Raw genomic sequence first — 14,538 nt, 5'->3', positions numbered from 1 at the left:
ATGAACCAAGAAACACTAGACCTGCTGCGTGAATCGCTTCCCTACATACAAAAATTTCAGGGCAAGACCTTTGTCGTGAAATTCTCCGGAAAGGTGACCGAGGACAAGGAGAATCTTGCCTCACTGGCGGAGGAGTTGGCATTGCTTCATCAGGTCGGCATCCGCGTCTGCGTAATCCACGGCGGCGGCAAGCAGTTGACGGAACTTGCGCTTAAGCTAGGCGTTGTCCAAACCGTTATCGAGGGACGCCGCGTCACCGATGACGACACACTCGACCTGGCAAAAATGATCTTTCGCGGGAAGATAAATACCGAGATCCTCGCTCAGTTCAGGCGACGAGGTGTCCACGCAGTGGGATTATCAGGAGTCGATGGCGGTGTGGTCAAGGCAGTCAAACGTCCGCCAAGGGATGTCCTCAATCGCGAAACCGGTGCGACCGAATCGATCGATTACGGGCACGTAGGCGACGTGGTCGAGGTTGATGCCTCCTTGATAAACACGCTCCTCGACAGCGGTTACCTACCGATCATTTCGTCGCTGGGCGCCGACGATGATGGCCGCGTCTTTAATATCAATGCCGACACCATCGCATCAGAGATCGCGATCAAACTCGGTGCCGAGAAATTAATATTGCTCACCGATGTCAACGGTATATATCTCGAAGAATCAGACCCAAATACTAAGTTGTCAAAGATCACTACATCGGATGCCAAGCATCTGATCGAATCCGGGCGTGCGACCGGTGGAATGGTTCCAAAGATCGAAAGTCTGATCGATCTCGTCGGACGCGGCGTTCACTCCGCTCATATCGTTAGCGGTACGGTCCGAAATGCCATATTGGCAGAGGTCTTTACCGATTCCGGAACAGGAACGATGGTCGTAAAGGACTAACCCTCAGTATCCATTCTCAGTATAGCACAGTGTTGCGACTGTGCAACATCTTTTTCCAAGAAAAGACGGGGTCGATTCCCGTCTTTTTGCAAATTTAATGGTGCTCAGGGGGGGACTCGAACCCCCACGGATTACTCCACACGCCCCTCAAACGTGCGCGGCTACCAATTACGCCACCTGAGCCAACTTTTCAAAAACCTACTTATTAGCCGGTGCGGGTGCCGGAGCGACGTCGATTGGTGCTCCGGTGTTCGTTGCCGGGGCAGCAGTGTTAGCGTCAACGGCGACCGGAACTGCAGCGTTCGCAGCAGGCTCGACCGATGGATTTGCGTTTGCTGCAGGTGCGTCCGGATTGCTCGACAGAACTGACACGTTACCGGTCAGAGCGGGCATCGAAAGCAATAGAGCAGACAACATAAACAAGACCGCCGCCGCAATGGTGACCTTCGACAAAACTGTCGCAGTACCTCGCGGGCTAAAGGCCGAACTCGAAACGTTGCTCGTAAACAATGCTCCGGCATCGGTCTTACCAGGCTGCAGAAGCACAGCGGCGATCAGCACGATGCACGAGAGAAAAAATATAAAGTAGAGAACGTATTCCAACTTATTAACCCACCTATTTGTAATTCACGATCTGCGAAAAGCTAACCGCTTCGAGGCTTGCCCCGCCGACCAACGCACCGTCAACGTCTGCCTGCGACATCAGTGTCGCGATATTGTCCGGCTTTACCGAACCGCCGTAGAGTATTCGAACCGCCTCTGCGACGGCCTTTCCGTGAGTGTTCTCAACGGTTTGGCGAATGTGACCGTGCATTTCTTGAGCCTGTTCGGGCGTGGCGGTTTTACCCGTACCAATGGCCCAGACAGGCTCGTAAGCGATAATAATACGTTCCATATCGGCAACTGTCAAACCGTCGAGGCTCGATTCCAATTGCCCTTTGACCACGTTTTCGGCGTTACCCGATTCCCTGTCGGCAAGCATTTCGCCGACGCAGACGATCGCGGTCATTCCTGAGGCGATGGTCGCTTTGGCTTTCTTATTGACCGAGCTATCGGTCTCGCCGTAAAACTGCCGCCTTTCGGAATGGCCAATGATCACGTGTGAGCAACCGACATCCTTGAGCATCGCGGGTGCGATCTCGCCCGTGTGGGCACCAAACTCATTCTGTGTAGCACAGTTTTGGCCGGCAACCTTGACGTTCGAACCTTCGAGGCGATCGGCGACGGTCTTGATCGCAGTAAATACGGGTGCGATGACGACCTCGCAGTGATTTGCGTTAGCGACGAGCGGTTTTAAGTCGACCGCCGTTGTTACGGCCTCGCTCAGCGTCTTATACATTTTCCAATTTCCGGCGATTACGGGCTTTCTCATACAAATAAGTTAACAAAATCTCACGTCATTAGCGAAACCGAGTCGAAATAGTGGCTGCGTGCTATTCTCATACAACAGTACAAGGGGATTCTTCTAAATGCTCAACAACTTTCTTCGCCCACGCCGTGTTGTCGTCACGGGAATCGGTTGTCTTACGCCGATCGGCATCGGACGCGAGGCGTTTTGGGCTTCGCTCAAAGGCGGCGTCAGTGGTGTGCGGCGGATTTCGGCGTTTGACGCATCGGGATCGGCAGTTCAGATCGCCGGCGAGGTCCAGGATTTTGATTGGGAAGCCCAACTTAATCGGAAAGACCGCAAGCACGTTGCCCGCACCGTTCCGCTTGCTCTCGCCGCCGCATGCGAAGCGATGGCTGACGCGGGCATTGACACAACCGATATGGCGCTCGACGAACGGCGTGCTATCGGCGTCGAGATCGGGACCGGCGGCGGCGGGCTTGCGTTTACCGAAAAGCAATATTCCTATTGGTTCAACGGGCCGCAGACTCAGGCGAGTGTTTACACGATACCATCGTCGACGCACGGCGGACTGTCGTCGGAGATATCGATGGCATTCGGCCTGCGGGGATTGTCGCACGTCGTATCGACGGGCTGTACCAGTTCCACTGATGCTATCTTTTACGCTGCTCAACATATCGCCCTCGGGCGTCAGGATGTAATGATCGCGGGCGGAGTTGACGCTCCCATCGCGCCCGGGATAATGGCCGGTTTTAACCTGATGACGGTCGTCACCCGCGACTGGAACGACGAACCGCATCGTGCATCGAGACCCTTTTCGGTCGGCCGTTCGGGCATCGTCGCCGCCGAAGGCTCATATCTTTTTGTCCTCGAGGATCTGGAAACTGCCTTAAAACGTAACGCCCAAATATATGCCGAAATTACGGGTTACGGTGCGACGTGCGATGCGTATCACCGCGTTCGCCTCGACGATTCGGGCATCGAACCCGCAAGGGCGATGACGATGGCTCTCGGTGACGCCGGTATCGCCCCTGATCAGGTCGATTATGTGAATCTGCACGGCACATCGACCATTTTGAACGACAAGATCGAGACAGTCGCCGTCAAGATCGCTCTTGGCGAACACGCTTATCGAACGCCGATGTCGGCCACCAAATCCCAGATCGGCCATCCGCAAGGTGCGAGCGGTGCTGCCGGTATCGCTGCCGCATTGTGTGCTATGACGACGGGCGTTATACCGCCGACGATCAATCTTGACGAGCCTGACCCAGATTGCGATCTCGACTACGTGCCAAATACTGCCCGCACGGCCGAGGTGAATACCGCATTGTGCAATTGCATCGGCTTTGGTTCAAAGAACAGTGCGATCGTGCTCCAGAGGTACGCCGAATAGAATGTTCAGCCGATTCAAACATCGAAGCTATGAGCTCGAACGCCTCGACACCGGCGACTACACGCCCGAGGAATACGCCAGATGGCACGTTGAGATGAAGTACATTCATCGTGCGTTCGGCGAAATGCGGGCGATTCGCCGATCTTTGATGCGTGACATTCGCTCCGGCGGCGGCGAACGCGTGTCTGTGCTCGACGTCGGTGCCGGTTCGGGCGAACTGCTTCGAGCCGTACATAAATGGCTCAGGTCGAGGCCGTCGTATCTGGTCGGTGCCGAACTCAATGCCAAGGCCGCGAGGGCGATCTATCGCGGTTCCCAAAGGGGCGAGATCGATGCCCTCCAATGCAATGCTCTGCATCTGCCGTTCGATGATGGCGCGTTTGACTACGTTATTTGCTCGCTATTTCTGCACCATTTGACCGACAACGACGCTGTCAAACTCTTGCGAGAAATGAGCCGTGTTGCCGCAAAACGGATCTTTATCATCGACCTGCACCGAAGCCCGATCGCATATTATTTCTACCGTGCGACGAGTCGCCTTACGCTCCAGCAATTTACTCGTGAGGATGGTGCCCTTTCCATCTTGCGGAGTTTTAAGCCGACAGAATTACGGCAGTTGGCCGAGAATGCCGGGTTGACCGATATTGGCGTCAAGCGTTCGGCGGCTTACCGTCTGGTGCTTTCCGGTAAATAGCTCAATGACAACCGACAGAAAACAATATGATGTCGCTATCGCCGGTGCCGGGCCGGCGGGATCGAGTTTGGCGATCCGTCTGGCAAACGCCGGATTGAGTGTGATCTTGACCGAGCAAAAAGCGTTTCCGCGTGAAAAGCTCTGCGGCGAATTTATCTCGCCCGAATGCCAGATCCATTTTAACGAGCTCGGCGTTTTGCCCGACATCAAAGCCGCCGGCGGGACGGAATTGAAGGAAACCGTCTTTTTCGCACAAAGCGGCAAGGGCGTCGCGGTCGAAAGTGCTTGGTTCGGTGTGCCCGATTCCCTCGCCCTGGGCCTGAGCCGAGCGGAAATGGATCTCATTTTGTTTAGCCGTGCTAAGGCAGTCGGTGTGGACGTACGAGGCGAAACATCGGTCTCTGGACTTGATGTCGAGGATGGGCGTGTCGTTGGCGTCACGCTTCGCGACAAAAGCGGTATTGAATCCGACATCAAGGCCAATTTGACGATCGACGCTACCGGACGCACGCGAAGTCTCGCACGCAGACTAGACCAGCGAAACGTCACAAAAACGGCCGCTGAGCTAGTTGCATTCAAAACACATCTGAGCGATGCACGATTGTTGCCAGCGACCTGCGAGATCTACGTCTATCGCGGCGGCTACGGCGGTTGTAACCGTGTTGAGAACGATCTCTATAATCTTTGCTTCATCGCATCGGCGGCAGATGCCCGCCGGCTTGGCAGCGACCCTGAACGCGTTATGCGTGAGGTTGTGTGTTCCAACAAACGGGCGGCGATCGCATTGTCGCACGCTAAGGTGGTCAAGCCCTGGCACGCGGTGCCGATCGAGCGATTTGGACGCGGCGAACTAGTCCCCGCATCCGGATTGATCTCCGTTGGCGACGCGGCCGCATTCATTGATCCATTTACCGGTAGCGGTATGCTCCTTGCGATGGAGAGTGCCAGGATCGCCGCCGGGGTAATATCAAATTATATTGTCAAAGATCTCGATCTATCAGTACTTGAGGCGGACTATCGCTCAGCGTACGCTGCCGCATTTAATACCCGGCTACGTATATGTTCGATATTGCGACACGCCGCATTTTTGCCGTTTTTGGCCGAATCGTTGATCGCGGCCCTTAGCTTTAGTTCAAAGATGACACAAGGGTTAGCAAGGGCGACTCGATCAGGTGCCTAAGTCGCCCAGATTGCCGAGTCTCGATCGTCAACCGTAGTTTTCAAAAAAGATCCAAAGAAACAGGACCGCCGCTCCGGCGCCGATCCCGACGCCGATCCAAATCTTTGCTCCGGTCGAAAGGTTGTTGCCGCCGACCGAATCGACATCCGTGAATTTAACCGTATTCGGGTTTCCCATTTTATCAACGACTACAAAGCTGTCATCAGTCGTCTGACTCAAATATCCCCGATGAGCGGTTCCGCTGTACAGTTTGACCTTTATCTTAACCTTTTCACCGGTTCCGAGTTTCGCGATCTTGGCCTTGATCTTTGCTGCCTTCTTTTCAAGCTTAGCCGTCGACGACTGAGCGAGTAGCGGGATTTGGGCCGTTAGCAGGATCGAGGCGATCATAAAAAATACAATTAGTGTTCTTATCATAGATTGGCTCCTTTTGAATGTGGCTTCGTCAACGAATTAATACAATTTCACAAAGATATCTTCAATGCAAAACCGGGCGCTTGATCAAGCCTCCGTGGACGTCCGACAGTCCGTGTGTGGTCATAAATGCGGCAGGGTCGAGGTCGTCGACCAGATTCTTGACGCTGCCGATCTCAAGCCGTGTCACAACACAATAGAGTATTTCCTGATCGCTATCAGTAAACCCGGTACTGCCCATTCCGCCGCGACCGATGAATACGGTCACGCCGCGATTTAGCCGACTCATTATCGCGTGCTTGATGTCGTGTGTCCGTGAGGAGACGATCGTGATCGCCGTATATTCCTCGACGCCGTGAATGAGGAAATCGATCGTTTTCGATGCTGCGACGTAGGTCAGGATCGAATACATCGCCGACTCGACGCTCAGAATGAACGCGGCCGCCGTAAAGATAAAAACATTTAATATAAGGATAACGTCGCCGACATTGAGCAGATGGCTCTTGCGACTGACGAGTAACGCCGCTATCTCGGTGCCGTCGAGTACGGCTCCGCCGCGGATCGCAAGGCCGATTCCGGCACCGATGAATAGTCCGCCAAAGACAGCGGTCAGCAATTTGTCCTGCGTTATATCGGGAAAGTTTACAAACAGCAACACGATCGCGAGGCCAAAGATCGCCAACGAGCTTTTGATGGCAAACTTTCGGCCGATCTGCCGATACCCGATCGCAATGAACGGGAGATTAATGACCAACAGGAGCGGTGCGAGCTGAAAACCGGTCACGTCGGACATAAGCATCGAAATACCGGTCACTCCGCCGTCGATAAAGCGGCTTGAGAGCAGGAATCCCTTTAGACCAAGGGCCGCTGAGAAGATGCCCAGGATGATAAGCACAAAATTTTTGGCTTCGAGTAGGAAGTTCTTCATAGTGGTCACAGTCATCTTAACACGCAAACGCATCCATCGCCGCCGACGCAATTCCCGGGGTTAAGCCCGTCTTATTTCACCGTTTGGATTGTTTGGTGAATAGAAGAAGAGTTTACCCGAGGGGTTTTCGTGGAGCGACATCGCTATTGAGACGGCATCGACCTGGTCGTCGTGCTTGCCGTGCGGAAAGGCACAGAGTTCTTCGACAAAGGCACGGATCCAGTGGCCGCGGACGAGGCGGATGCGTCCTTGGTCGGCGAGGCTGATCCAGGAGCCGGCCCTTTCGAGTTTATCGCCGCGGGCATCGACGCCGCGAAATGAGCGTCCGTTGAGGCGTGCGTCGCGGCGGAGCACCTGCATAAAGGCACGGCCGTGGAGGGCACTTTCGATGCCGTGTTCGGTGTTTTGCTCCTTGCGTATACATTCGGAGATATAACGCGTTTGCTCCGGAAAGCCTATGCGTCGTCGGTATCCGCCGTCGATGTAGAGATAGCCCTCTGCGTCAAAGGCGATGCGGAACGATGCCGTGTAGTCGGCAGTGCGTTTGGTGGAAATGGCCAGATCGTAGCCGCGTTTCCATTTGAGGCCGGCCGGTGCCTGATCGACAATGTTCCGAAACCACTCGCGTTTGAAGACGTCGCCCTCGGCCGGTACAGGCCTTTGCTGATAGAGCGAGGCAAATGAGAGTTCGCCGACCCGTTCGCGCAGACGCTCAAAGTACTCCGCGGAGAAACGCTCCGGCCAGAGAGCCTCGCCGGGGCTTCGTCCGAGAGCGTCGGGAGGTGTTTCTACCGCGGAGACGCTGAGGCCAGAGAAGAAGAGGAAGACGGAGAAGCAGCGGGAAGTATTAGATGAGATGAGCAACCGTCGATATCTGAAGTCTCACCCTCCTCACTGTCATTCTCCCCTCCGCGTCTCTGCGCCTCCGCGGTTACCCGTTCTTCCCACGTCTCAGCGAGGGCGGGCAGGCGGATGACGGTCCATTGGTCACCGCCGTCGGCCTGCTCCCTCAGCAGACGCCCGGCGAGGTCGTCTTCGTGCCAGCGGGTCTGTATGAGGATGATCGAGCCTTCGGGTTCGAGGCGGGTCGAGAGATCGTCCCTGAACCAGTTCCAGAGCCTTTCGCGAAGCACAGGGCTGCCGGCTTCGCTGCGGCTCCTTGACCGGATCATCGATGATGATCAGATCGGCTCCGTAGCCCGTCACGCCCGCCCCTACGCCGACTGCCTTGAGGCCGCCGCCGACGGTCGTCTCCCACTCCGAGACGCGGTTTGCGGGCCTCGGCCGCGTGAACGGGAAGGGCGAAGCAGTGGAGGAGTTGGGGAGTGGAGGAGTGTGGGAGGCCGCTCTAGTTTTCGTACGGCCGTCTTCCCTACTCCGCTTCTCCCCATCTCCCCCACTCCCCATCATCTCTTCTCCCTCTTCTGCTTGTCCGCGTCTCTGCGCCTCTGCGGCAAAAGAATCCGCAAGCACTGTCCGGATCTTGCGGGAGAATAGATCGGCGAGCTTCTGATTGTAACTGCTGAGAATGACACGCATCGAAGGCCTCTGTTTAAGCCGCCAGGCAGCGTAGCGGACCGTGACGAGCTCTGATTTGCCGTGACGCGGCGGCATAAAGATCATCAGACGCTTACACTCGCCGTCCGTTACTTTTTGCAAGTGCTCGTACAGATACAACTGATGCCGAAGGTCCCAGTCCCAGGCCGACGGCATAGACTTAAGCCACGCGTGGAACGAGTCGGTTGAGTCTGGCGAGTCGGTTGAGTCGGGGATATGTATAGAACCGGGCCGTTCTTGTATCCCTTGCATCCGTGTTTTCCCTTTCAGCTGTTTTGAACGCCGTTCGGCCATTCGGCGCAGGCGTTTGGCTTTTTGGCGGTTGAACTTTGGCTTGGAAACTTCGAATGCGGAAGGCCTGAGCGGCGTGTGCTCCCGTGCAAAAGTGCGGCGGCTTGCGTATGCCGTGCCGCATCTTCCCTTTTTAGTGCCTTTCGCACCTTTCAAGGGCAGATCACCGTCCCAGCCGAAGCGTTCCGGCCAGCCCTGTGTGACAATGCCGCCGCGGGTGCGGGCGTAAAGATTGCGTTTCGTAAACCCTCGCCAACCACGCCCACGCATCTCCGACGCGATCCGCTCGTGTGCCTCGCCGCCGTACCTTAAGTACAACTCCCGACAATCCGCGATCTTCTGCTGAGGGACTTTTGCGGCCATATATATAGCCTACCCCCGATCTCAACAAACGCGCTTTACGATATTTACGGGATTTATGAGATTTACGATGTTTACAAGATTTATGAGATTTATGGAATTTATGAGATTTATGGAAAGATGCTGAATCGACGACGAAATCAGCGTCGATCCTATTTATCATCCAACGCAGCGACGCCCGGCAGGATATCTCCGGCAAGGAATTCTAACGTCGCTCCGCCTCCGGTCGAGATGTGGCTGATGCGTGAATCGAGCCCGGCCTGATTGATCGCCGCGACCGAATCACCGCCGCCCACGATCGAGATCGCACCCTGATCGGTAGCGTCAGCCACCGCGTTAGCGACGGCAAGCGTCCCTTCGTCAAATGGCTTTTCCTCAAACATGCCCATCGGGCCGTTCCAGACGATGGTCTTGGCTCCCTCGAGGGCTTTGGTGAACAGGGCGGCGGTGTCAACGCCGATATCGAGGCCGACCAGGCCCGTATTGGTGAAGGCGATCGGGATCGTCCGGCGCGAATGTAGCGGGTCGTAGCTGTCGACGACCTGATGATCTGTCGGCAAAAGGAGTTCGACGCCGGCGTCGGCAGCCATTTGTTCGATTTCTTTGGCCTTGGGCATCATATCGTCCTCGACCAGCGATTTTCCGACCGTATAGCCGGCCGCCTTAAAGAACGTGTAAGCCATCGCACCGCCGATTAGGAGTTTGTCCACCTTGCGTTTGATGAGCGATTCGATCACGGGTATCTTGTCCGACACCTTGGCTCCGCCGAGGATCGCGACAAACGGGCGCTCGGGCGAGTGAAGAGCCTTGCCGAGATAGTTGAGTTCTTTTTCCATCAAGAGGCCCGCGACACAATCGTCCACAAAGTGCGTGATGCCCTCGGTCGAGGCGTGGGCACGGTGAGCGGTGCCGAAAGCATCGTTGACGTAAACGTCACAGAGCGAAGCGAGCTGTCCGGCAAAATCGGCGTCATTCTTTTCCTCTTCGGCGTGAAGGCGGAGATTTTCCAGTAAAAGTACGTCGCCCGCATTCATTCCCGCAACGTCAGCAGCGACCGAGTCGCCGATGCAATCATCTGCAAATGCAACATTTAACCCATCTATCTTAGACAGATACTCGAACACCGGTTTGAGACTGTATTTTGCCGCATCATACGGCAGGCCTTTTTCTTCGGCTTTCTTTTTGTCTTTAAGTGGACGGCCGAGGTGCGATGCGAGAATGACGCGAGCACCTTGTTCGACGGCATATTTGATCGTCGGTAGGGCTCCGAGAATTCGTGTGTCATCGGTTATCTCGCCGTTTTTAATGGGTACATTGAAATCTACGCGGATAAATACACGTTTGCCGTGAATATCGATGTCTTTAATAGTTCGTTTGAGCATAGAGCGTTGGGAAAGTGGACCGTACCGATAAACCGGTCGCGGCCCGAAGAGTTAGAGGGCTTTCGTTTCAAATAAGACGGCATTCGCCGTCGAACGGCTATTTATCGAGGCCGACCTGCGACTTCGACATTATTTTATCCGCCTTAAACGACAAGATCACCGCCTTATAATTAGCACCTTGCCACTTATTGACCGAAAAACTTACGCCGCCTCCCTTTGACGAACTGATCTCAGTTCCCGGACCGCCGAGGATCGACTCCACCTTTGAACGCGGCATACCGATCGACAATTGACTGTATTTTGCCATTGTCAGATCATAATCGCCCTTGGGCGTGGTCGGGGTAGTTGGCGTTGGAGTCGTCGGTTTGTCAGGTACAGTTGCCGTGTTTGACGGTGAAGGCGTCGAAGGCTCACTCTTTTTCGTAAATTCGCTGAGCTTCTGAGGGCACGAACAGCCCAGAACTACGAGTAAGAGAACGGCAAAGCCCAAATTTGTAGTGTTGCGGCTGAAAAAATTGTTATTCATAGTATCTCCGGTTGCTATTGTGCAGGGCGGTCATAGCAGTTTTCTTTACGCTTAAATAGATCGTCACTCAGGTTTTCGTCTAGTGTTATCTTGTCGAACAACAAGGATCTGCCCGTACCTACGTCAACCCTGAACGGCATCATCAGTCCATTGACCTTACGATAGTCTCCGTAACCCGAAACCGAGTAGCGGTCTGCCATACTGACGAGCATTTTGGTCTCGACGTCAAATGCCAGGCTCGCCGACTTTCCATTCTTGAATGTTGCCTCAATAATGTGACATTTTCGCCCGTCACGGTCAAATATGCCCAGGTAACTGAGCGAGCGCATCGCCTCGACGTCAAGTGCCAAGAATATCGTGTCAAAAAGGTCAACGTTCGATGCTGCGGTCGGCAATGTCACGGCGGTGTCGATACCGTAATCAGACTGCGTGATCGCCTCACGTCCGGCAAAGATCGACCGGATCTCGCCGACTGCAGGTGAAGACAGAACGATCAAGTAATCCGACGGATAACGTTTGTATGAGCGGACGGCAAAATTGGTGATCGAGCCGCGATAATCGACGGATTGACTTCCCGTAATGGAGTACGACTTGATAGCTCGCCATTTGCCGAGTCCGCCGACCGCATCTGCGAACGCTCCGATGACGCCGAGAGCTTTGGGGTCCTTGAGGTCGGCGGCTGGGGCGTCTGCGGCACCGAGCACCGTCAATGCCCTTGGTGGTGGCGGGGGGCCTGAACTACTTAGTCCACTGCCTGTCCCATTACCTGTCCCATTACCTGACCCGCTACCGGTTGCGACAACAACCCTCGGGGCGGGTTTCGGTGCAGGCGGCGGCGGCAATTCACTGTCGGTGTTTACGGTTGTCGCAGCTTGCGGAAAGAGCTTTGCACTGGCGATCTCGGCCATTGCACGGGATAGTTGCGGGTCGCTACCTTCGAGCAGCGTTTTGCGGTCAACCTCGACCGTTACGTCCGGAACTACGCCGACGCCCTCAAGCAGACGTCCTGTCTTGGTCTTAAAATTGGCGATCGGATAGAGAAACACGCCTCCGGTCGGCAATACGACCGAAATAGCCGGCAAAGCCTCGCCTGCGGTCTTTTCGCCGACGATCAAGGCCCGTTTATTGTCCTGTACGGCACCCGCAAATATCTCACCCGCAGAGATGGTGTAGCGATCAACCAAAAATACCAGCTTTCCAGTAAAATTATTCCTTTTGGACAGAGCTATCATCGGTTCGCGGCCAACCTTGTAGATCATCGTGCCGATATCGATACGGTCGTCGGTCAGCATCCCGGAAAGGGCGTAAAGCGGGCCGAGAAGGCCGCCGGTATTGCCCCGAAGGTCCACGATGATGGCCTTTTTGCCATTGAACTCGCGGACGGCGTCGCAAAATCGATCGACGATCGGCATCGCAAAGACGTTGAACCGAATGTAGCCGACATCACCGTCGATATCTCGTTTGACGAACTTTAGGTATTGCTCCGGCAGATTCTGGCCGAGCGTGACAGTTTGCCCAAGCAGAGGTTCGCGGCGAATTCGGAAATCGACGGGCTTGTCGCTACCGTCGATACAGGTGATCGTCACGTACGAATCCTTTTCGCCATTCAGAAACCAGGGCCCGATCTGGAGCGGTAGGTATTTGAGAAATTTCTCGGTCCCGTTCGATGAGTAATATAGCTTGATCCGGGAGACCATTTCGGATAGCGAGACGCCGTTTATCTTGTCGAGAATAAAGCCGGGTTTCACGCCTGCATATTCCGCCGCCGAATCACGATCGGTGCGGACAATGACGAATTTGCCGTCTATCAAGCGAAGTTCGATACCGATGCCGAACTGCGTCTCAGATTCGTCGATCAGTGGTTCGTCTTCCTTTCCGGGATCATCGGAGGCGTCACTGCGGGCCGCGGAGCGTTCCTTTTCACGCTTTTTTGCCTCAGCCTTAGCGGTCTCGATCTCGCGGTAAACCTCGGGCGGAACGATCGCAAAGTGTGACTTTTGCAGTCGGCCGATCATCTCCTGCATTTGAGAGTGAAACTCGAGGTCCGTTTTGGCGGCAATGACGCGGGGCCTGAATTCGGCCTTGACCGCGTCCCAGTCGAGGCCGTTAAAGGTCTGATCAAAGTAATTGTCGCGAAGTGTTTGCCAGACCTTGATGAACGAATCCCAGCGTAACTTCTGGGCGGGCGACATATTTGGCGGCGTATCACCGCCGAAGACATCGACGCTCCCGATCTTCGTTACCCGAATTGTCTGAATGAGTTCGGGTTGCGTTTTTCGCGGCGGCTTTCGTTGGGAGTGGATGGCGACAGGGTACGTGCCAAATACCAACAGGGCGAGGAAAAACCCAAAAAACCGTTGCTTGTTCATATATAAAAATCGGCGGGCACACGAAACCGTCAATGGCCGTGTACCCGCCGCAAGATAAAGGGGTTATATGCCCTTTTCGGCAATGAATTTAACCAGGTCACGAACGCGGCAAGAGTAACCCCATTCGTTGTCATACCACGACAGTACCTTGATGCACGTGCCGTCGATAACCTTTGTGTTCTCAGCATCTACGATAGATGAGTTCGAGTTGCCCTTAAAGTCGATCGAGACGAGCGGCTCCTCAGAAAATGCCAGAATTCCCTTCAGCGGCCCATTTGCGGCCGCCTTGAGAACGGCATTGACTTCTTCGGTCGAGGTCGACTTTTCGACGTTCATAACGACATCTACGAGCGAGACGTTGGGCGTCGGGACGCGGACGGAAATGCCGTCAAATTTGCCCTTGAGTTCCGGGATGACCAGAGCGACGGCCTTGGCGGCACCGGTCGAGGTCGGGATCATCGACAAAGCGGCAGCACGGGCACGGCGAAGGTCCTTGTGCGGCAGATCGAGCAACTGCTGATCGTTGGTATAGCTGTGGATGGTATTCATCAAAGCATTCTTGATGCCGAATGTCTCGTGGATCACCTTGGCGACCGGTGCGAGGCAGTTGGTCGTGCAAGATGCGTTGGAAATGATGTGGTGGTTGGCCGCATCATACATTCCCTCATTTACGCCGAGCACGATCGTGACATCTTCGCCCTTTGCCGGAGCCGAAATGACGACCTTCTTGACACTGCCGCCGAGATGCTTGGACGCGTCCTCGGCCTTGGTAAAGTGTCCGGTCGATTCGATAACGATCTCAGCACCGACCGAATTCCAGTCGATCGCCGCCGGATCGCGTTCTGAAAATACGCGAAACTTGTCGCCCTCGACATTTATCACGCCGTCGCCGGCAGAGATCGCGTGATCGAGATTGCCCATTATCGAATCATACTTGAGCAGATGAGCGAGTGTTTTAGTATCGGTCAGATCATTGACCGCAACGAAATCAAATTCCGGATTGCCTAGACACGTGCGCATAACCGCACGCCCGATGCGTCCGAAACCGTTGATACCAATTTTAATAGCCATTATGTTTAGATTCCTCCGTGAAAAATGCGTATATTATAAAGTTTGACGATAACTCAAAATCAGTAAAAATTCAAAGATTCACCGATCGTCGATAATTAAGATAGTTGAAACAATGGCGTTTGCGGTGACGTAGT

At 54.7% G+C, this 14,538-nt stretch carries 14 protein-coding genes and 1 tRNA gene; 4 read left to right on the top strand and 11 right to left on the bottom strand.

What is annotated here, in order from left to right; translation table 11 throughout:
• Nucleotides 1–891 carry an acetylglutamate kinase gene (argB, locus tag IPQ00_01525; GenBank protein MBL0239246.1) on the top strand — a complete coding sequence of 297 codons (891 nt, stop codon included), beginning with the start codon at nucleotides 1–3 and terminating at the stop codon, nucleotides 889–891.
• A 98-nt stretch (nucleotides 892–989) separates the two neighbouring features.
• Here argB and IPQ00_01520 read toward each other — a convergent pair.
• The 3 genes from IPQ00_01520 to IPQ00_01510 form a co-directional block, all read right to left on the bottom strand.
• Nucleotides 990–1,074, bottom strand: a tRNA-Leu gene (locus tag IPQ00_01520).
• A 15-nt stretch (nucleotides 1,075–1,089) separates the two neighbouring features.
• Entirely contained in the window at nucleotides 1,090–1,494 is a 405-nt protein-coding gene (secG, locus tag IPQ00_01515) for a preprotein translocase subunit SecG (protein ID MBL0239245.1), read from the bottom strand.
• Nucleotides 1,495–1,507: 13 nt separating this feature from the next.
• A complete protein-coding gene (locus IPQ00_01510) occupies nucleotides 1,508–2,263 on the bottom strand; it encodes a triose-phosphate isomerase (GenBank protein ID MBL0239244.1) in 756 nt (251 codons plus the stop codon).
• Nucleotides 2,264–2,360: 97 nt separating this feature from the next.
• Here IPQ00_01510 and IPQ00_01505 point away from each other — a divergent pair, with 97 nt between their 5' ends.
• The 3 genes from IPQ00_01505 to IPQ00_01495 are packed head-to-tail and all read left to right on the top strand — an operon-like array spanning nucleotide 2,361 to nucleotide 5,506.
• Nucleotides 2,361–3,632, top strand: coding sequence for a beta-ketoacyl-[acyl-carrier-protein] synthase family protein (locus IPQ00_01505; protein MBL0239243.1), 1,272 nt, complete (start codon nucleotides 2,361–2,363; stop codon nucleotides 3,630–3,632).
• Nucleotide 3,633: 1 nt separating this feature from the next.
• Nucleotides 3,634–4,326: a methyltransferase domain-containing protein gene (locus IPQ00_01500; GenBank protein ID MBL0239242.1), complete on the top strand. Its 693-nt coding sequence runs from the start codon at nucleotides 3,634–3,636 to the stop codon at nucleotides 4,324–4,326.
• A gap of 4 nt (nucleotides 4,327–4,330) precedes the next feature.
• The gene (locus tag IPQ00_01495) at nucleotides 4,331–5,506 is read left to right on the top strand and encodes an NAD(P)/FAD-dependent oxidoreductase (protein MBL0239241.1); all 1,176 of its coding nucleotides are present in this window, start codon (nucleotides 4,331–4,333) and stop codon (nucleotides 5,504–5,506) included.
• A 27-nt stretch (nucleotides 5,507–5,533) separates the two neighbouring features.
• Here IPQ00_01495 and IPQ00_01490 read toward each other — a convergent pair whose 3' ends face one another.
• The 8 genes from IPQ00_01490 to gap form a co-directional block, all read right to left on the bottom strand.
• A complete protein-coding gene (locus tag IPQ00_01490) occupies nucleotides 5,534–5,923 on the bottom strand; it encodes a hypothetical protein (protein ID MBL0239240.1) in 390 nt (129 codons plus the stop codon).
• Nucleotides 5,924–5,984: 61 nt separating this feature from the next.
• Entirely contained in the window at nucleotides 5,985–6,848 is an 864-nt protein-coding gene (locus tag IPQ00_01485) for a YitT family protein (protein MBL0239239.1), read from the bottom strand.
• Between the two features lie 60 nt (nucleotides 6,849–6,908).
• Nucleotides 6,909–7,712 (bottom strand): phage terminase large subunit, encoded by an 804-nt coding sequence (gene terL, locus IPQ00_01480; protein ID MBL0239238.1) that lies wholly within the window; start codon nucleotides 7,710–7,712, stop codon nucleotides 6,909–6,911.
• Between the two features lie 123 nt (nucleotides 7,713–7,835).
• On the bottom strand, nucleotides 7,836–9,059 hold the full coding sequence (locus tag IPQ00_01475) for a hypothetical protein (protein ID MBL0239237.1): 1,224 nt from the start codon (nucleotides 9,057–9,059) through the stop codon (nucleotides 7,836–7,838).
• 149 nt (nucleotides 9,060–9,208) lie between these two features.
• Nucleotides 9,209–10,438, bottom strand: a complete 1,230-nt coding sequence (locus tag IPQ00_01470) for a phosphoglycerate kinase (protein ID MBL0239236.1) — start codon at nucleotides 10,436–10,438, stop codon at nucleotides 9,209–9,211.
• Between the two features lie 97 nt (nucleotides 10,439–10,535).
• Nucleotides 10,536–10,964 (bottom strand): hypothetical protein, encoded by a 429-nt coding sequence (locus IPQ00_01465; GenBank protein ID MBL0239235.1) that lies wholly within the window; start codon nucleotides 10,962–10,964, stop codon nucleotides 10,536–10,538.
• Nucleotides 10,965–10,978: 14 nt separating this feature from the next.
• Entirely contained in the window at nucleotides 10,979–13,333 is a 2,355-nt protein-coding gene (locus IPQ00_01460) for a hypothetical protein (protein ID MBL0239234.1), read from the bottom strand.
• 63 nt (nucleotides 13,334–13,396) lie between these two features.
• Complete coding sequence (gap, locus tag IPQ00_01455) at nucleotides 13,397–14,404, bottom strand: type I glyceraldehyde-3-phosphate dehydrogenase (GenBank protein ID MBL0239233.1); 1,008 nt, start codon at nucleotides 14,402–14,404, stop codon at nucleotides 13,397–13,399.
• Nucleotides 14,405–14,538: the final 134 nt, after the last annotated feature.

Source organism: Chloracidobacterium sp. (assembly GCA_016720705.1).
In the GTDB taxonomy this organism is placed as follows: domain Bacteria; phylum Acidobacteriota; class Blastocatellia; order Pyrinomonadales; family Pyrinomonadaceae; genus OLB17.
Note: the sequence above shows the minus strand (reverse complement) of the source record. Positions and strands in the feature narration are given on the sequence as shown.